The sequence below is a fragment of the Bacillus cereus group sp. BfR-BA-01331 genome (assembly GCF_022663915.1).
GTDB lineage: Bacteria > Bacillota > Bacilli > Bacillales > Bacillaceae_G > Bacillus_A > Bacillus_A mycoides.
Genome location: NZ_JAKUGJ010000019.1, coordinates 40784 through 61604, shown reverse-complemented (window position 1 = coordinate 61604; position 20821 = coordinate 40784). Strand labels below are relative to the sequence as shown.

The window sequence follows — 20821 nt, the reverse complement described above, 5'->3', positions numbered from 1 at the left end:
AATCTAACCCCTTTCATTTTCATATGCATTTTCCCTTTGCATACGCTCATAATACTTTTGGTTCTTCCAGCTTTCATATTCACTTTTAAAAGCACGTTCCACTTTTCTCATAGAATACTGAATAGATACATTCTGTTGAAATTTTTGAAACGGCTTTGATTTTTTCGTGTGATGGATTCTCTTTTGTTCTTTATCATATGCCTTCATTTCTTGCAAAAAGGCGTTACCCATTCTTTTATATAGGTCATTAATTTTATTCGTTTTATAATTTTCATATTGCTTCTTATCATACTTTCCTTCCCCATAAGCTTCTTTAAAAACTTGCACTTCTTTATCTAACTTTTGGAGAAACTGATCGTAATCCTTTTTATGATGATGTTGAATATATCGACTGCTTAATTCATCAATTTCCGGCTTCAATGGTTGAATTGTATTGTAGCTATATTGCCACTGTCTTTTATCACTTGGTAACTGTTTATAGATTTGTAAAAACAACGGTTTAAGATGTTGATTACGCCAATCAAAAACGGAATCCTCTTTTTTCTTTCCCACCATATTGTTTCGAATCAGATCATTAATTTGTTTTTGTTCCTGCTTACGATCTAATAGATTATTTACGACTTTCCCCTTCATCGCATCTAATGTTTTTGGTTTTCTTTTACCACGTTCTCTCGTTGGAAATGGTTCAACAGTTGCGACATGAATATGAATATTATCTGTATTAAAATGAATGGCTGCCGACCAGATAGAGCTTTTTTCCAACCCCTCTCTTTTTTGCATTTCCTTCATCGCCAGCCGTGTTACATCCATTAACTTTTTTTCATCCAACGTTTTTGTTTTCCCATCATAAATGCCTTGTTTCTCTAACCAGGGATTATGAAAAGAAATGACATCTTGCCACATGATACTTCCATTCTCATGAGCGGTTTTAAACATTTCCTTTAAGGACTTTTTTTCGCTTTCTGTTAAACGATTTGCGTGTTCCGTAAATAGTGCTGATGTCTTTTCTGAATTCCCCATGTAGTCTTGATACGTTTCGAACATTTTCGGATTCAGCTTCACTTCACTTTTCGCTTCCTCCCGATCTACATAATCAATGTAGTTCTGAAAAGCATCCGAACTTGGCAATACAAATTTCGTTTTTAAAACAACACCTGGTGTGACGGAGGACTGAACAGGAACGGCATTATTCATTTTCAACATCCTGCATCATCATTTGAATAAACTCATTCATTTTTTCCATTGCGCTATAACAATTACTCATCATATGGATGTTCTTTTCAATGAGATTTTCTAATTCCATTTCCCTTTTATTTTGCTGCTGAAAAAATGCCAACATTTCAATTTGTGCTTTCAAAAACTTTTGCCTGGATATTCCCTTTTCTTTTGCAATTTCATCTATTTTCTTTAAGGCAACCGGATCTATATCTCTTATTTTTAGATGCACACTTTCCACTCCTTTCTGCAATTATGGGTAGAGAACCAAAAATAGTGAGAAGAGCATAAGGGGTTTCTGCCCCCACCGAAGGTGTGGGGCTAGGCGGAGCCTAGCGAAACGATGGGGGCAAGAAAAGAAGTTGAATGTCCCCATTACGTCCCTATCTTTATGATTAATGTCTCCACTATGTCCCGTTACTTTTTCTAAATGTCCCTTTCATGTCCCCTTATTTCACCCCAACGTCTCCATCGTGTCCCTATATTTTTTTCACTTTTTATTAATTTCTTGTGCCTTTTGCTCTAATTTTTTGATCTTATCTCGTGCAATTTTTTGTTCTCCTTTAAACAATTCCACGTTCTTATCTGATGATTTTACTTTTGATTCTAAGGATGCTATTTTCGATTGCGTTTCCGTTTTTTCCCCATCGGTTTGATACTTCATTTCATCTTTTAGTTCTTTTACTTTTTCATAAACTGTCTTCGCATTTTCTTCTTCCAGTTTGATTGCTTTCCCATAATTTTTGATCTTTGTTTCAATATCTTTTTTGTCTCTTTCTATAAAATCTAACTCATATGTTTTTTTGTCTTCAGCTAACAATTCATCGTTTGCCTTTGTTTTTCTTTGATCGGTAAAAATCGACTGAACAAGTTTATTCGGACTTTTTGTTGATGCATTTTCTTCTTCATATTCGTTAACATCCTGTGTGAATTTACGAATATCCATTTGTTCATTTTCACTGTTTTTATTATAAATATCAAAAGCTAACGCTCCCCAATTCGGAGATAATTCCTTTACCTCTACCACGTAATTTCCGTTCTCTTCATACAATACTTTGACAGGTAACTGAACACCTGGATTTGCTTTTTGCTGTGCCTTAAATATAAATCCTGTTTCCTCATATCGTTCTATCCGAAAGCGAATTTGTATAAAGTTTTTGTGTGGATTGTATTCCCTTTTTTCTACAATCAATTTCCCCATTCCCGACAACTTAATTACTTTATTTGTTTCCGTATGGAACAATCTTTCATCGTTCGGCATGTAAAATTTAGATGTCAAGAAAGCGAAAAAACCCAAAAATAGAAAGCTGATAATTGCTAAGTAAATCCACGACTTATTTTTTCTTAGATTGATTCTTTCACTCTTCTTACTAATTGCACCTATCACACTCTCACCCCACCTTATTTCGTTATAAAACTTTCATATTGAGTTCTTCTACACTCGTAACTCGCCATGTTTCCTTTTCTTTTTTTATGATGATTCGCAACACATTGTTTACTTTTTCTTCTCGATTTTGCGTTGAATCTGTCGTGACATTTATAAATTCAGCTAACACATTTATCTCCTCTTTATCTGGTTCATTTTCTTGTAAATAAAACTTCATTTCTATTGGTTTCGTTTTATACGTATCTCCTAATTCGTATTTATCAGTGGGATAAAATTGTTGTAATAGTTCTTCACTCATAATGGATTTTGCTTTTTCTTTTCGCTCACTGTAACCTTCTTTTTCTCGATGAAATGATAATTGAATAAACGTTTCGGCTGTCGATAAGTACGCTCTTCTCTGTTGTTCTTGTGCGGAAGGAAGCACCTTATCCAATCGGTTTTTTAAGTCTTCATTTTGTTTTGTTAGTAATTCATTTGAAAGTTTTAACTGTTTTTCTTTTCCATCACTCATTGATTTTTTGCTCAAATAGATATTAAAAGCTGTCACACCTACAACTAAAATGACAAACACAATAAACAAAGATTTTCGTTTATCTTTCATATCCATTCCTCCTTTACTTCGTAATATCGTTTAGTTGTTTAGTAGCATTCCAGTAGGATTGTATTCCTGTTTTAGCCGCTTCTTCTGAAGGGGAATTTGCTACCACCCATAAATATGTTTTCCCTTCATAGTCAAATATATTGTGCTCTATAAAGTGTGCTATCTCGTTTGCTTTCAATTCCCGATGTAATAGAAAATTATCACCATCTTTTTCAATCAAATAATTCGATGGTTTTATAACTGCATTTTCAAATCCCTTAACTGGCGCTTCTATTAATTTCATTGTAATTTCCCCTTTACTTTTTCATATTTTTAGAACCTTCTTACATGACCAGAAAAGACTTTTTGCCAATACGGATTATTTAAATCTTCAATGGAAACACCTTTATTTGTTTGGCATCCAATGAATGTGTTTTTATCAATTACAATGCCAACATGCCCGTCATGTTTATAGGTATCAAAGAAAATAACATCACCCGGTTTCATATCATTTGCTGATACTTTTGTACCGATTCTATTTAATGTTTCCGTACTTACCTCTCCTATTGGGCTGGTATACATCCCTACTTGTTCGAATGCCCATCGTACAAAACTACTACAATCAAAAATCCCTCTTGCAATGTCATTTGTGTTACGTCCTCCACCAAATACATATGTAGAACGCCCTATCCATTGACGACCTACATCGGCAACTTTTGAACCGCTACTTCCTCCACTTCCTGGATTTCCCCCACCACCAGAAACGACAGAACCCGGTTGATAATATTTCAAAACCGCATCGACGTACAGGATATCGCCATAACATGCTTGATACGGTACGGCTTCTGGTCTAAGACAATGATACATACCCGTGTGGGCTACTTTTTTGTATTGCTCCTGTGAGAATTTTATCGCTAATTCCTTTGTATATTTACCACCATTTGAGTTAACAAAATCAAAAAATCCTGTTCCGAAGTTGTACACTTGGAGGGCTGTTTTGATATGATCCATGTCACCAGGACTCGTTACACCAGCTCTTTCTATCGCATGTTTAAACTCCTGTACACCAGCCCATATGCTGTAATCGGGATCAGTAATACAGTTTGGTGATTTACAATATTTCGTATTAAATGCACCCTCTGATGATTGCATCGGATCACTACCTCGGCCTCCGCTTTCCTGCATCATTTGTGCAAGCATTAAAGCAACAAACGGTTCCACGCCAAACTCTTTCGCATGCTTCCGAATCGTAGGTTCCCATTTTAGAACTTCAGGCGAAACATTCATGACTTGCCCTTCACCTGTATACGTAATATCACCTGTGTCTGTTCCACTCTCTCCACCCATTGCCGCAATAAAAATACTCATTACTCCAAGTAGAAGAAAAGAAAAAAGACCCATCACAATTAGTGCTAAAGTGATGAGCCATTTCTTTGGTATAATCTTTAAAACTAGATGCATGGTATTAAGCACCTCCCCCGAATAACATCAATTCTTCGTCCGTTACTTCTACATGGAAGTGAATGTTTTTTACAGCCCCAATACTTAAGATGACATCCCCTGTTGGCAAATGTGGAATCGCTGCAATCTCACTTTCACTTAATTGTCCTGCAAATACTTTTCGTAACATATCTAAACTGTTATTATCTTGCTGCATGATAAATTTGTACTGTGTAAGTTCAAATAGCTTTTTAATTTCATCAATCATTTCTTGTGAAGATCCTTCCGGTACAAAATCTCGAATTGTATGACTTGCATATAAAAGACCTGCAAAATATTTTCGATCTTCTCGGCTAAATTTAGTTAAAAATTGTAAAGCATGAGCGCTTTCTTTTTTCGTGTTTATGATATGATGCGCTTCGTCAATAATAATGAAATAACGAATTACATCTTCAAAAGCAAGTTGTTGTTTAGTATATGCCTCTAATTGTGGCGCACCATTGGATATCATTTCATCCCATATTAAATTAAAAACATTAAAAATTTGCGCTTGGAATACTTCCGGTTTGAAATTTGAAATGTTTCGTAAGGAAAACGATACAACTTGTTCTTTTTTAAAGTTTTCAATAGTGGAATGACCATCAAATAATTGTGCATATGCTTCTACTAAATTCACAAGATTTAATTCAATCAACTCTAAACGATGTTTTCTGCTTTCTCCTAAATTCTCATGGTGTTTTCTATTTTCTACATTCTCATATAATTCATCACGAACAAAAGATAAAAAGTTTGAGAAAATGGGATACTCATTTGGTTTTCTTGTTGTAATTTCATTTGTTGCTCCTTTTTGATCATTCCATAATCCCATACGAATATATAATTTTCGAAGCAAATTTTCATACTCTTTAATTTCATCATCTTTTGCTTCTGGCGCAATGAATCGATAAAAAATTGTCAATTTAGATAGATGTTGAGTGAAACTAACTTCTTCAAGTTCTGCTGTCTTATATACTTGAAGTGGGTTAATTTGACCTTGCGAACCATCTAATGCAATTGTTTTCCCGTTCAGATCACGTACTGTTTCCTCGAATTCACCTACAATATCAAAAATACGAATAAAATGACCTTTACTTGCATAGTCTACTGATTTCTTTTTTAGTAATGTTGATTTTCCAGCACCAGGCTTTCCAATCATTACACCGTTATAAAACTTTCTTTGTTCGTCTTTATGAAAAATATCAAAAATAACATTTCCTTTTGTTTTCGTTGTTCCATAATACGTACCGTATGGATCGTTCAAATAAGAATAGTGAAATGGACATCCACCAGCCAAACTTACCGCTGGTATTTCTTTTCCTTTTCTTCTGTTCACATAGTTTTTTTGTGTATCAAAGCTCGTTACGAGTGCATCCCATTCATACTCTTGTTCATTTAAAAAGACAGCTCCTCGAAAGTTATAGGATTCTAATGTTTCCATGATTTCTTTTACTTGTTTTTCTAACTCATCTAATGTTCTAGCGGAGACATAGATACGTATGTGAATACGCTTCATGACCTCCCCTTGTTTCAAGTCCGTATAAAGAGCTTCCAGCTCTAAAAATTCATTTTTCGCATCAATTCGATCTATATTATCTTTCGCTGTATCATGCCGAACACTTTGTTCACTCATGGATTTATTAATAGATTCAACAACCTCTTTTCGGTCATCACTCATCACATCTAGTGTTGTAATCACATTTGGCATATTCATGATTTGCTCTAACCAAAAATCATTTACTTCTGTTGGATAATCAAAAACATGGATACAAGTAGAAAATCCATCACCTGTTTGCACATAACTTTCTTTAAAACTTACGCCTCCTTGTGGCTGAACTCTAGCCACTAAATAAGGGTTGTAACCTTTCTTCTTTTTTAGTTCTTCTTGTTTTTCCTTTTTTGATTTTTTACTTTTGAACGCAAACATATTGTTTCCCCCTTACTACCATATATTTTTCGTGCCCAATTTTGCATTTTGATTAAACAATTTAAACATAAGCTCTAGCTTTTTCTCTTCATCCACCTCTAATAGTTCGGTAGAGCGTTTGATATATCGCTTTGCTGCATCTACACGTTCTTTTACGATTAATTCCGTTTCTCCGTAAATAAATAAGAAGGCTTCCCGATTTGTTCTTCCCCATTCTAAAAACTGAAGTTCTTTTAACTTCTGATTTAAAATCCGTTCATACAAAGGACTAGTGCATTCTTTAATTTTCTTCTCTATATATCGTTGCTGTTCGGTAGTTTGGCATGGGAAGTTTAAAAAAACGAGTTTAATGGACTGTTTGTAGGCTTGATAAAAATACGCATGTGAGAAAATAACAAATGCTTGTTCATCGCTATTCTTAGAGAACATATCGTCACCTTCAACTTGAAGAATTTCTAAAAACTCCTCATTTTTCAGCTCAAATATGCCATCCTCCGTCATATCTACGATTTGCATAATTTCCGCAATATTTTTCTTTACCTTTGGTGGTGCTTTTTTCTTTTTTCTAGATAAAAAACCTAAAAGTTTTGGATTTTTCTTTTTCGAAACATCTTTCTTTGGCTTTTCTTTCTTCTGTTTTTTTACGCTTCTTTCTACCTTTGTTTTTTCTTCTTCTTTCTTTTTGTTGGGTACCACCTTAACAATTTCTTTTGGTTCGGAAATTGATTCTTTTACATTTTTTTCGTTAAATCGAAATGCTTTTTTCTTCGGTCTTTCTAGTTGTTTTGGCTCTTCTTTCTCTACATCTTTTTCGCTGAATAATGCCATATGTGACCCCTCCCTTATTGATCGTTATCAATGGCACAATATGCGCCTTTTCTTCTTAGCAATGTAATAATCAATACTTCATACATTCGTTTTTGAGGATTCGTACTTGGTCGCCAAATCATGATAATTGCAATAGCTGCCATGAAAATAAGAAATGGTAATTGAAAAGAATCATGTACGAAGTTCCTAAGAATCATCGTTACAACTAATAAACCAATTAATAAAAAGAAATCTATTAGATAAAGCACTTTATTAATCCGTAATTCTGTACTGATTTCCTTCGGAATCCGATAGCTTCTCATCGGGATTCCCTCCTTTTCGACAATAAAAAATAAGCGTACGATTACGCTTATTTTTTATCCGTATTATTTTTATTTTTGTTCACGATATCTCTCCAACTTTTACCCGTATTTTGACCCATTTGATAAAAACGTTTTGTATTTTGTACCGTTTCAGAAGTATTAATTCGTTCTTGCACTCCTCTTACCTTTTGTTTCACCGATGCTGTAGTATTTTTAACTTTATCGGTTGTATATTGTCCTAATGTCCGTGTTTCTTGACTTCTACTTGCTGCCACTTCTTTATCACTTTCATAAGAAATAATTGGGCTACTATGTGTCACCGTTACGATGTCGGCTGGTGCCGGGCTACTTCCACTTGGTACTGATCTTGGTGTTTCCACTGGTGCCGGGCTTCCTCCACTTGGTACTGGTCTTGATGCTTCTACTGGTGCCGGACTACTTCCACTTGGTGCTGGTCTTGATGCTTCCATTGGTGCCGGGCTACTTCCACTTGGTGCTGGTCTTGATGCTTCCATTGGTGCCGGGCTTCCTCCACTTGGTACTGGTCTTGATGCTTATACTGATGCCGGGCTACATCCACTTGGTGCTGGTCTTGATGCTTCTACTGATGCCGGGCTACTTCCACTTGGTGCTGGTCTCGATGCTTCTACTGGTGCCGGGCTACTTCCACTTGGTACTGGTCTTACTGTTCCTGGTGTTTGACTTCCTTCACTTGCTCCTTGTCTTACTGTTCCCGGTGTTTGACCTCCCTCACTTGCTCCTTGTCTTACTGTTCCTGGTGTTTGACTTCCTTCACTTGCCCCTTGTCTTGCTGTTCCTGGTGTTTGGCTTCCTTCATTTGCTCCTTGTCTTACTGTTCCTGGTGTTTGATTTCCTTCACTCGCACCTTGTCTTACTCCTCCTGCTGTTTGATTTCCTTCACTTGTTCCATTTGATTTTCCAGCTTCTTTCATTTCATCTTGAAGACTTGTTGTTCCCGATTCTTGCCCATTCGCTATCCCAGGGTTTTCGTTCCCTCCTTTATTCATGTCTTCTTGAATAGATGGTGTACCACCATTCTTTTTATCTTCTTCCTTATTTAAGTTACCTTTTTCTTTTTCCTTATTTGCTAAATCATTTCCTTTTGCTTTCTTCTCACCAGCTTTTTTCATTTGATCTTGCAAGGATTCTTTATTTTCAGATTCATTTCCATTTTTCAAGCCACTTATGAGACCAGCCATTCCACCTGTTGCCATCGCTGCCGCACTTGCTGTTTTAGCTGCTGCAACACCAGTTCCTTCTGCTGCACTTTTCGCCCCTTTTCCAATCATATTCCCTAGACCCTTCATTGGTTTTGAATTTGCAAGAGCGCCAATTCCTTTACCCAGTGCGAAACCACCTGCTAACATGCCCCAACTGCTCTTTAATCCAATATCTATTCCAAATAGCCTTTCTACGACTGCCGGGCCATCTAAAACTGCCATACTAAATGCCGCTAATGCAATCAGATACGGCACACCATTTAATTTGTCATGGAGAAACGCCGTTCCCATTATATATAGCTTCAAAGATAGGAATATCATAATCGTTGCTATAAATATATTTAGGATATTGGATAACACGGCTTTTAACTTTTGACCATTCGCAACATCGGCTGGTGCTAATATGTTGGCTAACAAGTAGTTAAATGCCAATTCATAAAATAATCTAGCTAATTTAATACTCACCAATAACAACGTTGCGCCAGTTATTAGTAAAGTAAAGAATATGTTCCAAAAATTCCAATGCCAGCGATAATACTTTTCGGGAAAGAAATCAAACCAACCATCTTTCAATTCTGCTAGAGATGCGACTCCCATCCCATCCATCACTCTTTTATTTTTCAATAATTTTTGTCCATCATCTGATAACTTTTTATCTTTAGCAAACTCAAAATCCGAATCTATTTTTTCTGTAATATCTATCTGTCTAATGTTTTTTTCTGGAATATGATTTTTCGGATTCGTATCCTCTTTCTTTTTCCATCCATTTTGATCTATCACTGCAATATCGGTTACATTCTTCTTAATAATTTCATCACTCAAAGAGCCTTTTTGTTCTGATTTTACAACTGCTATGGCATCATCGGTGAACTTATCAACCTTTGTCATACCAGTACTTAATAAACAAAGTACACTCAGTGTTACGAAAATATTGATGATAATTTGAGAACGGTTCATTTGTTTGTTCATAATAAACATGTAGCCAATATATAAAAACGATATGGCTAAAAGAACGACAAACAATGGATATAACATATCAACAAAATTTTGTATTTCCGGTGAATTAAAGAATCCTTTAATCCCCAGTATGGCATCTGTCACACCTTCTAAAGCATCTACAACTAAAGATAAGCCTACAATTAGGAACCATCCTAGCCAACGCAATACATAATTCACGATGTCTCCTACTTGAAGATAATCCGAGAATGTTTCTAAAACCTTTAAAATCTCTTCATCTTTCACTATTTACCCTCCTCTCATGCTTGCTATTGCCCTAATACTTCTTTTGCTGTCCAATTCACCCTTTCATTTAGTCTGTCGATACGAATAATCAATTTCCCTTTTTGTTCTCGATCTACTGAAAGGAAAAGAACCGCATCTTCTAGACCAAGAATGACCTCATTCTCTTCTGTTACAAACGGCGAGTAACTATCTAAAATCATTTGCATTTTATTCGTTATTGTCGGTACGCACATTCCCTCTTCCTCCTTTAGTTTGGATTCAAAAAAGCACTCAATCATTTGAGTGCTTTTCTAACTCGTCACTTGTTCTTTTTCTTCTAAATCACGTAAGATTCGATTAATCTTGTTTTCGACTGCTTGATAAACACTTTTGTCGATGTGGTCATTGTGAGCTAACATTTGAAATTCACTGTAAAACTCACCCATTTCTTGATTTCCAACCTCATCTATTGATTTCCCTAACTGTGCTAAAAAGAACTTATCAACCAGTTTCAAAACCGCTAAATCAGATTCGAAAAATTCATTAACCGTTTTTCCCTTCCAATTTTCAATGGAGAGGGAATCAAACGGGCTATCTTCCTGCTGAAATGCCTCTTCCGGAATCTCTTCATCAATTCCCATCATTGTTGGCTCTTCTATTGGCTGCGGTGTCTCTACTGGTGACAAATCTTCCTGTTCTGGTTTTGATGGTTCTTTCGCAATTTGTTCTTCCTTCTTTTCTCCTAGAAAATCTACAATAAGTTCTTTCGGTTCTACATCATCATGTAAGGAATCAATATCTATATCTAAAATAGATTTATCTGTATCGAACTCTACTCCTAAATACTCCCATCTATATTTTAAAGCTGTTTCTTCTGTATTATAAATTGGTCGAGGTCTGATACGCTTTCTATTATTATCTTGACGTTTTATGATACGAATAACGACACTTTCTCCTTCTTTAAAATTCGTAAGCTCATTTGCTGTTAATAGTGGGCGTTGATCTAGACCTTCCGTTTTATTTTTATCAGTAGAAAGACCTTTTCCACTTCGGGAAGGTAGATTAATTGTTTGATTCCCCAACTTTTTGGACACTTTTTCGGCTGTTTCTTGATCGTTTGTTAGAATGTAGATCGTATTCCCACAGTTTCCATCAATGGTATCTGCATCTTCTCCATATTTATTTTTTAATTGTGAATATGCTTGAATGATTAGATTAAAACGGATATTTCTACCGAGACAAACCGTAATAATATTCGCCATTCCTTCAATACTCGGCATATTTCCAAACTCGTCGAGGAAAAAAACCACCTCACGGTGACATTTCCCTCCACGAGCAAGGGATGCACCTTTAGCCAATATAAAATAAAGCTGTCTTACGAAAATTGAAGCAATCACATGATTCGAAGAATCAAAGTCTGGTGTAATCATAAAAATAGCCACTGGTTTATCGAAATAATCCACTTTTGTTACTTGCATATCTTCATTTTCTTCTACTACTTTAAATTCTGTATGACCCGTCTTTTCATCTATTTTCGTAATAGAAATAACGGTTTTAGTTTGAGGATTTTCCTTTTCATTACATTGAATCGTATCTCCAACTTTTATTACTTTCTTAAAATCTAATGCAAAACGTCCTGTAATATCTGCCTTGATAGACTCCTTTGAGCCATCCGGAAATACAATTTCTACTCGTTTTCTTGGCGTTACTTTTCCTTTTATCGTTTTTCCAAAACCAACACGTTTCAAATCCACACTATTTTTCGCTGTCATTTTAGCAATTTCATCAAATGTAAAAATAGAAAGCCCATTCATTGTTTGGGTGAAAATCCCACCTCGTGTCGTTCCTTTTGAGAAGTTCGAGGTTGCATATTGCATTTTCGCAACACTATCCGCTGGTAAGCCTTCAAAGTATAAATCTAATGCATTTTGTGGATCGGCTTCCGGATCTACGATTACCTCTTTTGAACCAAGTTCTGATAACATATTTGCAACTGCATACATTGTGATTTTTTCTTCTGTACCTTCCGCAATACATTTATCTGTAACTGCTAATATCATGGCGTTACACAAGCTCATAGCGCACTGTTGCCAAAAAGGATCTTTTACAGTTGGGTTGTAATACAAAGTGTGAGAGAGTGTTTTGCATAATGCCTGTGCCGTTGAATAATCCCCATCTTTATAGGCATCTTTGACAAGCTGCAACAAGTTATAACTCATAGAATCAAGAGGGTTTAACAAATTCAAGACTTCAATGTGATACCCTCGTTTTTCCAAAGTTTCTTTTGAGGCACTAAATAGTTCGCCTTTGGGATCGTTCAGTATTAATGATGGTTTATGTTCCGCTCTAGAATAGACATCAATTGTAGGAAATACAAAAGTTTCCCCTTTACCAGAGCGTGTTGTACCAATGGCTAAATTGTTTACCGGGCTATCATCAATAAATACCTTGTCACCTAGTCGTGAGATAACAACGCCACCGCCACCTTTAAACGATTCCTCTCTATCGGGTACAGCTCGGTATTGCTTTTTCAGCTCTTCAACTGTTGTAAAACGACTAGATCCTTTCTGATGATTATTTAAGTTTTTAAAGGAAGATTTCAATTTATACACCGTTCTTGCAATGGTTCCAATCACTACAAGGAAAACAAGCATGTAGTAAATTGGATGCTCTGCAATTGGCATCCGAAAAAGAAATCCTACCTCTATATAAAATGGTTTGGGATGTAATAAGTCACTAAATGTTGTTTCTATCAGCTCTAAAGATAAGTTGAGTAAAAAATTAGCGATTAAAAACATTCCAACAAACAAAAAAGTACTCAATGGAATGAGTACTTTTTTTTCAGCTAACTTATATTTAATTGAAATTTCATCCTTGTACATGGGTAAGCGAATCCCCCTTTAAACTGTTACATCTGATTTTGACTCTTTTTTATTTAATTCTGTCGGCTTCTCTGGATTTGTTGGTTTCTCCGGTTCTGTTGGCTTTTCTGGATTTGTTGGTTTTTCCGGTTCTGTTGGCTTTTCTGGATTTGTTGGTTTTTCCGGTTCTGTCGGCTTTTCTGGATTTGTTGGTTTTTCCGGTTCTGTCGGCTTCTCTGGATCTGTTGGCTTCTCTGGATTTGTTGGCTTCCCTGGATCTGTCGGTTTCTCTGGATCTGTTGGCTTTTCTGGATCTGTTGGTTTCTCTGGATCTGTTGGCTTCTCTGGATCTGTTGGCTTATCTGGATCTGTTGGATTCTCTGGATCTGTTGGTTTCTCTGGATCTGTTGGTTTACCTGGTTCTGTTGGTTTTTCCGGTTCTGTCGGTTTACCTGGTTCTGTTGGTTTTTCTGGTTCTGTTGGTTTACCTGGTTCTGTTGGTTTTTCCGGTTCTGTCGGTTTCTCTGGATTTGTTGGTTTTTCCGGTTCTGTCGGTTTCTCTGGATTTGTTGGTTTTTCCGGTTCTGTCGGTTTTTCCGGTTCTGTCGGTTTCTCTGGATTTGTTGGTTTTTCCGGCTCTATTGGTGGTTTTGGTTTTTCTGTCCCTGTATTTTCCGTATTACTATTCTCACCCTCCGTTATAATTGGTGGGTTCACAATTGCATCTGGTTTCTTCTCTGGTGGAAGAATATCTCCTATACTCGCTAAAGAAGAATCAATATTTTGATTGCCAAATGCAAAGTGATCTCCATTCACGGTGACTTGTGGCTTATTATCTGTAATAGCTGCAATCACATTATCTTTTGCTGTATCTTGAATTGCTTTATCTGTCGTTTCTTTATCAAAGAGTGCTAGAACACGAGAGGTGGTTTCATCTCCATTTTGAAGATTACTTACAATGGATTTTTCTTTAAAATTAATTTTCGATTTATCAAGCTCTTCGAGAACATAAGCAACTTCATTATCCTTACTTTGAATTGCATTCTCTGTAATTGCTTCGAAATCTTGTTTGTTCAGATTTTCTTTCTTTTCCTCCGGCTTATTCTTATCTACCTTTTTTGTAATAGCTGTTTTACTTTTGGATGATTCCTTACTTCCAAACCAACTGCAACCTGTCGTACTTAATATCAATGAACCACCAAGAAAAACAATTCCCATTTTTTTGTACAGATTCTCATAATTTAAAGGCATGTTATTCTCTCCCCCTTAGATGTTCTGTAGATCTTTATCAATTTTTTCAATCTTAGCTTTCTTTTCCTCTTCATTTATCGTAGATTGTTGAATATCTCGTTTCTCTAATTCTTTGATCTCTTTCATTACGTTTTTATTTCCTTGTGTTTTGGCAAAGGAATAACAATCTTCATATTTTTTTAGATGTACAAAAGCTTCAACAATGAGCTTTTCACGTCTACCATCCATATTGACTTTCCCCTTAAGTTTGATTACCTCCTCATATTTCTTATTAAGCGCTGCCTTTTCAAAGTCGATTACATCATTTTTGACATCAATTTCATTGATTTTATTCATGTTGTCTATCCCAATAAAATAAGCAACCACACTTTCTGCAAATTTAGGCTCATATTGTAATGCCTTATTTGCCTTTCCGTTTAATAAATAAGTAAATAAAACTGCCTTCTGACTATCTTTATCTAATTCTGTGTAATTGACCTTATCGAAGTATTTAACGGCTTCTCCATACTGTTGAATGGCTGCCTGTTGTAATCCTTTTACTACATATTGTTCAGAACCAGCATTTGCACTCGAAACTGGTTCGGAAGAGAATAACTTAAAGGCAAATATGGCACCAGCTCCAATTAACACTACGCTTCCTATGACACTCGCAATAATCTTGAATCCTTTTCTATTTCCCTTTCCAGGCTTTACTTGTGGCTCTATTTCATCCGATGGACGATAAGAGGGTTCTTCCGTTCTTTCTGGTAATTCTTCTTGATATTCATATTCTTCATGAAAAGGAGAATCATTGATTTCTCTTTCTAACGTTTCTAACAGTTCCTTCTTTTGTTCCTCTTGTTCCGGATCTAATTGCATCACATTCATTTTTTTAGAAATGTGATCAAAAATATGATCTGCATATCTCGAACCAAGTGATAATGTACCGTTATAAATTTCATTAGAATGACCGTCTAACAAATCGAAATCAATATGTTCTTGACGCCCTGCCTCTCTATAAACTCGTTCTAATCGCTTCGTTAAGATATAAGCTTCATGAAACGAATATTGCTTACCCGACTCAATTTCTGTTCCATTGCTACTCTTAAAAATGACAAACATGGCTTCTCCTTTCTTCCGTTTGATTTATATTTATTTTCATTTCGATTGATCTCAAAATGCATAGTACAAAAAAGAACCTAATACAAGGAAGACAGCAAATAAAAACGCTAATGGTAAAAGGTCTCTTAACAACCTTCCTAAAAAATCAAAAGCTCGCTCAGTTGACACCATACACATGAAAATAAAATAACAAACAGTAAATGTTAACATAGCTATCAATGCCACGATCAAGTAGAATCCTACTGGATTACTATAAAACTCTTTAAAGGACTGTATAATAAATCCCATAATCCGCCCTCCTTTTTGTATCAGATTCAAATTCCAATAAAAAAAGGCAACAAAAAAAGCCATACCCTTTGCATAGCTCCCTCATTGCCTTAATTATATTTTTTCACTATTTCCTCCAGAAAAACGGGAATAAGATCTGACCAAATTTAACATTAGTATTTACGCTTTCCGCTAAGTATTGGCATCCCATTACAATAACGAGTCCGACTGCTCCACCAATAAACCACCAAATACATTTATGTCTCCCTCGTTCCCCTCCCCATATTAATTGGTAAGCGCCAAAACAAAAAACAATTGCTGTACTCACCATTGCTCCTCTTTGCATCCATGTAACAAATGAATTCCCTGTATTAATTAGACCGTCCATCGCATCACCTAACACTAACATTTGAGCTATTGTTTCCAACATATACATTCACTCCCTTTTCATTTTTAGATGCTTATACATTACTAAGTTGACTTGATTCATTCGCTTTGCTGTCTTCTTTTACTTCTGTTGCTGTTGCCTTATAAGCTTGTAAAGCTTTCATTACTAAATCTTGATTTTCTTCAATGTATTTCTGATGATGTAAATGAAGCCAATGGTTATAATCCTGACCATTGGCTCTTAATAGGTTTGCTACCATATCTTTTTCTTTTCTTAACTCTCTTTGTGAAATCGTCACTATATCACCACCTTTCAATGATTATGTGATTACTTCTGATATTGCTCTTTGCAATTTTTAACAAAAAAACTAAGTTCACTTTCAAGTTCTGATGGTTTAATTTGTGGAATTTTAATATCTTTTTTTAATTTTCCTTTTTCATAATATGCTAGTGAATCTCTTTTTTGAGATAATCCCCAATCATACGGGTTACTTGAACCTGGTATATCTTTACCCTCTTCATCTAATTCTTGTACCTGGACTTTTTCTTGTTGAGCTACTTTTTTTACAGCATGAAGCCAATCTTCTCTCTTTTTCTTAGTGGAATTTAACATAACAAAACCTGTGCCATCCTCACTCATGAACTTCTTCATTTCTAACGGACTAAGTTCCATTACTTCCCCTTTTCCCGAACCAAAGACAAATGTTGAACCAATACCAATTGCAATTAACAGTCCAACAACAGCGGAAATGATCCACCCTTTACGACTCATGCATGTTCCTCCCTATGTCATATTTTTATAAGCGATTTTGAAGTGTGATGAGACACATCTAAACTTCAACATCTGTCTTTATTTTATAACATTTAAAGGAAAGTGGGATAGAAAATGGAAATATCATTTATGGCTGGAATGACGAACCCTGTATTGGTATGCATATAGAAACTAACCCCGACCTAGCTTCTATATGCCCAATACCGCACTACGTATTTTGGCATGAACGTAGAACCTTATGTATCTACTGTTTGTATGGTTTATCGCTTCTTTAGAATGTCAAAATGGGATATTCCTCACGATCACTAGCGCAAACAGATTTTTGATACAATGCATTTCCAATGGTCACAGATATGAGTTTTACGTGCGCACTCTTCTAACGATAATCGTATACCTAACCCCTCTAGTGACCGTTTCAAGGGAGGCACGCATATATATTGAAAGCCGTATATCATCCTTCTACATCATTACTGAAAGGAAGATATACGCAATATATATCTAAATTGTCAAAGAGCAAATTACTTTGTGCTATGTTCTCAGCACACTTCAAAATCGCTTTTTTTATTTACACTTTTGTTTTACGGCTACTAATTCCGCTTGTTTATGTTTCCTTTTTGCGATCAAGTTTTGATGTTCGTCTCTGACAGAACGCACTTGATAATAAATTTGAGCTACATTTTCAATGCTTCCTGTGTTATTTTCAATTGCGATGGTACCTTTCAGTTCGTATGTTTTTCCATCAAAAGTTTTAACACTATGAGCTTGTGATGCGGCAATATCATAAAATGTGAGTCTTTGTTCTTTTCCCATATGAACGCCTCCTATTTTTGATAAGGAAGGGAGAAAAATACTTCTCCCTTGTATAGTTTTCTAGCCATCTAGATAGAATGAAATAGTGAACGAGTGCTTTAAATCATGCTAGGATTGTTGTATTATACGAGGTTATGATGCGTTGTGCTGCCTCTTTTCCGTATATGTGCTGTAATGCGGATTGAGATTCAACTACGATTGAATGCTGAATGTGGTATGTTGCGCTTTCTTTTAAAAACTGCTCCATATGAGGGATTGGGTACAAATCATATTGATGAAATACCAGGTGAATTGGTCTTATATTCTTGCATTCTGTTAGATACTGAAGAAAATTTGATAATGCTTCTCCTCTCTCTTGATACGTACTTCTTTCCGTTTCTATACTGATATACACAACTGACTTTTGTTTTAAATCCACTTCAAGCGTTTCATAATTAGTTAGCAAATCATGTTTGATGATGTGATATCCTTGTTTTTGTTTTTCATGATGTGTATCTTCAAAAAAAATGCCTTTCGGATCAAAAATGAAAATAAAATCATCGTTTGTTTCTTCCACACCTTCTATGACCGATTTATAAGCCCCAAATCGAGCTTTTATCACACCTGTAACCTTTTCCCCTTCATTCATCTCTTTCAACGCTCTAATCACCTTTGTATAATTCTTAGCTACGCCTAACATGTATTGCACTCCTTCCTATTTCATTTTCCTCTTCTGACTACTACTGAAACCAAAAATACTCTTTTTGTTCCTCTTGCTTTTCACGTTGATGTTTTTCAAGAACGTATAGCAAAGTGATAGTTATCGCATCCCTTGTTTCTTTTGAATAAAGACCTAGTTCGTGGAAGATATGATAAGCTGGATGCTCATTCTCAAGCGAATGTACTACCTCTACCAAGTTCGCTTCACTCTCATACATTTTTTCCGTGAACTCAATAACTTTTTTCACATCTAGGTAATATAGGTTTTTATGACGTTGATCCAGATACAAAATACTTCCTGCCAATAATTTTGTAGCGGATTCTATCCAATAATCATGTTGCTTTAATGGTTTAATTACAGTTTGAGCGATTGAAACTGCTTGCATCAATTCTTCAGGTAACCAAGCACTCTTGCGCCGCATAACGCCTTCCCCAGGTTTCCCTAAATTTTTCATTTTACCGACGTAAATTTCTGACATTTCATTTCATCTCCCTCTCGGTTTCTTATATCTTGCTCCCTATCCAAAAAACAACTGTCCAAATGGGAATTACGAGTATACATGCATTACGAAATCCAATAGCAAAGCCTAACGGATTTTCGTCTACTTTACTAAAATGAGATTGGTATTTTGTCATATACTATTAGTCCTTTCACGATTGAGCTTTTTTTCGATTTCTTACTGCAAATACAGCTCCAATTAAGCCAAGTGCGACACATACAAGACCAATCCATTTTATGTATGGATTTTCGGCTTTACCGCCTGTTGTCGGAAGATAAGTTTCGATTTTCTTTGGTGTTTGTTCTAGTTGTGGTTTCATAACAATCTGTTGTGGTTTCTCTAGTTGTGGAATGACAGGTTTTTCAGTTGCTTTTGGTTGTTCCGGTACCTGTGGTTGTGGCGCTTCTGGTTGATCTGGTTTTTGTGGTTGTTCTGGTTGTGGTGTCTCTGGTGTAGGTGGTGTCGGTTTCTTCTGATCCTTCACCGTGTGCTTAATAATTTGACCATCCTCTTTAATTTCAAAAGGGAATACTTCTTCATTCAGTAAATATCCGTCTGGTGCGAATGTTTCTTTATATGTGTACTTTCCATATGGAAGTTTGAATTTTGCAATGCCGTTTTCATCCGTTTTTCCTTTTGCAACTTCAAAGATCAATTTTTGAATCATTAATTCTATTTGAATTACTAGTTTTTTTTACTATAATTAAACTTATATGGTTACTTTGGAACTTTATTTAGTAACTTTAACTTTTTTATTTATTCTCGAACTCGGTAGTACGTTGGTATAAAAAAGTATTCGACCGGTTTATTAAAAAACTTAGCAATTTTTTCTGCTCTTTCGGAATTAACACTTGTTTTTCCCTTCTCAATCGCATGAAGAACTTGAGGTTTAATATTAACTTTTTGACCGAGTTGTGTTAAAGAGTAATCTTTTGATTGCCGTTCACTTAACAACATAAGTATTAAATACCTCCTCTCGATTAGTACAAATTAAGTATACATCACTTTTAAAGTGAAAAACAAGTAAAATTTACTAAAAATTAAAACATTTTAGTTTTTTTTACTAAAATATATATACAAATACTATGTATTATATACTCGTTTTAGTGTTATTAACATATTCAGAATATGAATTTATATGAAAGGACTAAAAATATGAATATTTTTAGCGAGCGTTTACGAAAATTACGCCAAGAACGTAGTTGGTCAATGAAGGAGTTAGGGGAAAAATTAAGTGAAGTTGTAGGATCTTCTTTTAGCTCTGCATCTGTTTCGAATTGGGAAAAGAAAGGATCTGAGCCCCCCTACAATATCCTAGCTGCAATAGCACAAATTTTTGATGTCAGCGCTGATTATTTAATAGGAATAAGTGACACAGCTACTCTAAATAATGAAGCACCTACAGAAAAAATTGAGCATAAACAAGATATAATTAATAATGTAGAATTATATTTGACGATAAGTGAACATGAAAAAAAACAAGACATATATGAAAAAGTAAAAGAGTTACATCAAGAAATTCTTTTATTACCTGATGAAAAACAAGAACGCTTAGAGAAAGAGCTGACTGAATACCTTAGATTTTTTGGATACAAATATGATCAATTACATATAGACTTTGTTAATTTCACCAATTATCTTCAACATGAACTCCAAAAAAAGGTCTCTAAATATTAGAGACCTTTAGTTCGTATAATTTACGTCTTAATTTAATTGAATTAATCAACAAACAACCTATTTAAGTAAAAAATACTAATTATTAGATTGATATTCTATCTTAATAGTTATAAAATTAATGCATAAATAAATTTATCGTTTAAATTATTACAAATAAAAAAACCCTACCACAAGCCATTTTTAATTGATCTATCAGTTTGGCCGCTGAATCAATTAAAAATCCTAAGAGAGTAGGGGTTTTATCCATATCAAAATATATATTATCTAGAACCATTATAGCACCTAATATATATAATGTGAATAAAAACCTCTACTTTTC

Annotated in this window: 22 protein-coding genes and 2 pseudogenes; 1 reads left to right on the top strand and 23 read right to left on the bottom strand. The window is 35.2% G+C overall.

What is annotated here, in order from left to right; all coding sequences use genetic code 11:
* Positions 1-3 precede the first annotated feature (3 nt).
* From mobP2 to MR155_RS24070, 23 genes and pseudogenes are all read right to left on the bottom strand, one after another.
* The gene (gene mobP2 / locus MR155_RS24180; RefSeq protein ID WP_242311292.1) at positions 4-1194 is read right to left on the bottom strand and encodes a MobP2 family relaxase; all 1191 of its coding nucleotides are present in this window, start codon (positions 1192-1194) and stop codon (positions 4-6) included.
* The gene (locus tag MR155_RS24175) at positions 1187-1447 is read right to left on the bottom strand and encodes a hypothetical protein (protein WP_078205289.1); all 261 of its coding nucleotides are present in this window, start codon (positions 1445-1447) and stop codon (positions 1187-1189) included. The genes mobP2 and MR155_RS24175 overlap by 8 nt, the downstream gene beginning before the upstream one ends.
* Positions 1448-1705: 258 nt before the next feature.
* Positions 1706-2602 carry a hypothetical protein gene (locus MR155_RS24170; protein ID WP_242311291.1) on the bottom strand — a complete coding sequence of 299 codons (897 nt, stop codon included), beginning with the start codon at positions 2600-2602 and terminating at the stop codon, positions 1706-1708.
* 22 nt (positions 2603-2624) lie between these two features.
* Positions 2625-3203 carry a MerR family transcriptional regulator gene (locus tag MR155_RS24165; RefSeq protein WP_242311290.1) on the bottom strand — a complete coding sequence of 193 codons (579 nt, stop codon included), beginning with the start codon at positions 3201-3203 and terminating at the stop codon, positions 2625-2627.
* A gap of 13 nt (positions 3204-3216) precedes the next feature.
* Positions 3217-3486: a hypothetical protein gene (locus tag MR155_RS24160; protein WP_242311289.1), complete on the bottom strand. Its 270-nt coding sequence runs from the start codon at positions 3484-3486 to the stop codon at positions 3217-3219.
* A gap of 29 nt (positions 3487-3515) precedes the next feature.
* Positions 3516-4643: a bifunctional lytic transglycosylase/C40 family peptidase gene (locus MR155_RS24155; protein ID WP_242311288.1), complete on the bottom strand. Its 1128-nt coding sequence runs from the start codon at positions 4641-4643 to the stop codon at positions 3516-3518.
* Between the two features lie 4 nt (positions 4644-4647).
* Positions 4648-6585, bottom strand: coding sequence for a VirB4 family type IV secretion system protein (locus MR155_RS24150; protein WP_002090861.1), 1938 nt, complete (start codon positions 6583-6585; stop codon positions 4648-4650).
* 15 nt (positions 6586-6600) lie between these two features.
* Positions 6601-7413: a hypothetical protein gene (locus tag MR155_RS24145; RefSeq protein WP_242311287.1), complete on the bottom strand. Its 813-nt coding sequence runs from the start codon at positions 7411-7413 to the stop codon at positions 6601-6603.
* A gap of 14 nt (positions 7414-7427) precedes the next feature.
* The gene (locus MR155_RS24140; RefSeq protein ID WP_002090859.1) at positions 7428-7715 is read right to left on the bottom strand and encodes a DUF5592 family protein; all 288 of its coding nucleotides are present in this window, start codon (positions 7713-7715) and stop codon (positions 7428-7430) included.
* A gap of 47 nt (positions 7716-7762) precedes the next feature.
* Positions 7763-10198: pseudogene (locus MR155_RS24135) on the bottom strand (pLS20_p028 family conjugation system transmembrane protein).
* 23 nt (positions 10199-10221) lie between these two features.
* A complete protein-coding gene (locus MR155_RS24130) occupies positions 10222-10431 on the bottom strand; it encodes a hypothetical protein (protein ID WP_044440900.1) in 210 nt (69 codons plus the stop codon).
* A 57-nt stretch (positions 10432-10488) separates the two neighbouring features.
* Positions 10489-13059 (bottom strand): VirD4-like conjugal transfer protein, CD1115 family, encoded by a 2571-nt coding sequence (locus tag MR155_RS24125; protein WP_242311286.1) that lies wholly within the window; start codon positions 13057-13059, stop codon positions 10489-10491.
* Between the two features lie 18 nt (positions 13060-13077).
* The gene (locus tag MR155_RS31860) at positions 13078-14289 is read right to left on the bottom strand and encodes a hypothetical protein (RefSeq protein WP_277958750.1); all 1212 of its coding nucleotides are present in this window, start codon (positions 14287-14289) and stop codon (positions 13078-13080) included.
* Positions 14290-14304: 15 nt separating this feature from the next.
* Positions 14305-15390, bottom strand: a complete 1086-nt coding sequence (locus MR155_RS24115) for a hypothetical protein (protein WP_242311285.1) — start codon at positions 15388-15390, stop codon at positions 14305-14307.
* 51 nt (positions 15391-15441) lie between these two features.
* Positions 15442-15678, bottom strand: a complete 237-nt coding sequence (locus MR155_RS24110) for a hypothetical protein (protein ID WP_242311284.1) — start codon at positions 15676-15678, stop codon at positions 15442-15444.
* A gap of 106 nt (positions 15679-15784) precedes the next feature.
* Positions 15785-16093, bottom strand: coding sequence for a hypothetical protein (locus MR155_RS24105; RefSeq protein WP_242311283.1), 309 nt, complete (start codon positions 16091-16093; stop codon positions 15785-15787).
* A 25-nt stretch (positions 16094-16118) separates the two neighbouring features.
* On the bottom strand, positions 16119-16343 hold the full coding sequence (locus MR155_RS24100) for a hypothetical protein (protein WP_242311282.1): 225 nt from the start codon (positions 16341-16343) through the stop codon (positions 16119-16121).
* A 29-nt stretch (positions 16344-16372) separates the two neighbouring features.
* Positions 16373-16816, bottom strand: a complete 444-nt coding sequence (locus tag MR155_RS24095; RefSeq protein ID WP_098131561.1) for a hypothetical protein — start codon at positions 16814-16816, stop codon at positions 16373-16375.
* 561 nt (positions 16817-17377) lie between these two features.
* A complete protein-coding gene (locus tag MR155_RS24090) occupies positions 17378-17626 on the bottom strand; it encodes a hypothetical protein (RefSeq protein ID WP_002090828.1) in 249 nt (82 codons plus the stop codon).
* Positions 17627-17729: 103 nt separating this feature from the next.
* Entirely contained in the window at positions 17730-18305 is a 576-nt protein-coding gene (locus tag MR155_RS24085; protein WP_242311281.1) for a type IV secretory system conjugative DNA transfer family protein, read from the bottom strand.
* A gap of 40 nt (positions 18306-18345) precedes the next feature.
* Entirely contained in the window at positions 18346-18804 is a 459-nt protein-coding gene (locus tag MR155_RS24080; RefSeq protein ID WP_242311280.1) for a type IV secretory system conjugative DNA transfer family protein, read from the bottom strand.
* A 172-nt stretch (positions 18805-18976) separates the two neighbouring features.
* Positions 18977-19471, bottom strand: a pseudogene (locus tag MR155_RS24075) (prealbumin-like fold domain-containing protein); the annotation flags it as partial.
* 110 nt (positions 19472-19581) lie between these two features.
* Positions 19582-19782, bottom strand: a complete 201-nt coding sequence (locus MR155_RS24070) for a helix-turn-helix transcriptional regulator (RefSeq protein ID WP_048536239.1) — start codon at positions 19780-19782, stop codon at positions 19582-19584.
* Between the two features lie 171 nt (positions 19783-19953).
* Here MR155_RS24070 and MR155_RS24065 point away from each other — a divergent pair, with 171 nt between their 5' ends.
* Positions 19954-20502 carry a helix-turn-helix domain-containing protein gene (locus tag MR155_RS24065; protein WP_242311279.1) on the top strand — a complete coding sequence of 183 codons (549 nt, stop codon included), beginning with the start codon at positions 19954-19956 and terminating at the stop codon, positions 20500-20502.
* Positions 20503-20821 lie beyond the last annotated feature (319 nt).

Coding starts and splice junctions, on each gene's coding strand:
- MR155_RS24150 (WP_002090861.1), bottom strand. CDS start 6,585: ATGTTTGCGTTCAAAAGTAAAAAATCAAAAAAGGAAAAACAAGAAGAA.
- MR155_RS24145 (WP_242311287.1), bottom strand. CDS start 7,413: ATGGCATTATTCAGCGAAAAAGATGTAGAGAAAGAAGAGCCAAAACAA.
- MR155_RS24155 (WP_242311288.1), bottom strand. CDS start 4,643: ATGCATCTAGTTTTAAAGATTATACCAAAGAAATGGCTCATCACTTTA.
- MR155_RS24160 (WP_242311289.1), bottom strand. CDS start 3,486: ATGAAATTAATAGAAGCGCCAGTTAAGGGATTTGAAAATGCAGTTATA.
- MR155_RS24125 (WP_242311286.1), bottom strand. CDS start 13,059: ATGTACAAGGATGAAATTTCAATTAAATATAAGTTAGCTGAAAAAAAA.
- MR155_RS24080 (WP_242311280.1), bottom strand. CDS start 18,804: ATGTCAGAAATTTACGTCGGTAAAATGAAAAATTTAGGGAAACCTGGG.
- MR155_RS24070 (WP_048536239.1), bottom strand. CDS start 19,782: ATGTTGTTAAGTGAACGGCAATCAAAAGATTACTCTTTAACACAACTC.
- MR155_RS24115 (WP_242311285.1), bottom strand. CDS start 15,390: ATGTTTGTCATTTTTAAGAGTAGCAATGGAACAGAAATTGAGTCGGGT.
- MR155_RS24095 (WP_098131561.1), bottom strand. CDS start 16,816: ATGAGTCGTAAAGGGTGGATCATTTCCGCTGTTGTTGGACTGTTAATT.
- MR155_RS24110 (WP_242311284.1), bottom strand. CDS start 15,678: ATGGGATTTATTATACAGTCCTTTAAAGAGTTTTATAGTAATCCAGTA.
- MR155_RS31860 (WP_277958750.1), bottom strand. CDS start 14,289: ATGCCTTTAAATTATGAGAATCTGTACAAAAAAATGGGAATTGTTTTT.
- MR155_RS24085 (WP_242311281.1), bottom strand. CDS start 18,305: ATGTTAGGCGTAGCTAAGAATTATACAAAGGTGATTAGAGCGTTGAAA.
- MR155_RS24140 (WP_002090859.1), bottom strand. CDS start 7,715: ATGAGAAGCTATCGGATTCCGAAGGAAATCAGTACAGAATTACGGATT.
- MR155_RS24165 (WP_242311290.1), bottom strand. CDS start 3,203: ATGAAAGATAAACGAAAATCTTTGTTTATTGTGTTTGTCATTTTAGTT.
- MR155_RS24105 (WP_242311283.1), bottom strand. CDS start 16,093: ATGTATATGTTGGAAACAATAGCTCAAATGTTAGTGTTAGGTGATGCG.
- MR155_RS24065 (WP_242311279.1), top strand. CDS start 19,954: ATGAATTTATATGAAAGGACTAAAAATATGAATATTTTTAGCGAGCGT.
- MR155_RS24130 (WP_044440900.1), bottom strand. CDS start 10,431: ATGTGCGTACCGACAATAACGAATAAAATGCAAATGATTTTAGATAGT.
- MR155_RS24090 (WP_002090828.1), bottom strand. CDS start 17,626: ATGGGAAAAGAACAAAGACTCACATTTTATGATATTGCCGCATCACAA.
- mobP2 (WP_242311292.1), bottom strand. CDS start 1,194: ATGAATAATGCCGTTCCTGTTCAGTCCTCCGTCACACCAGGTGTTGTT.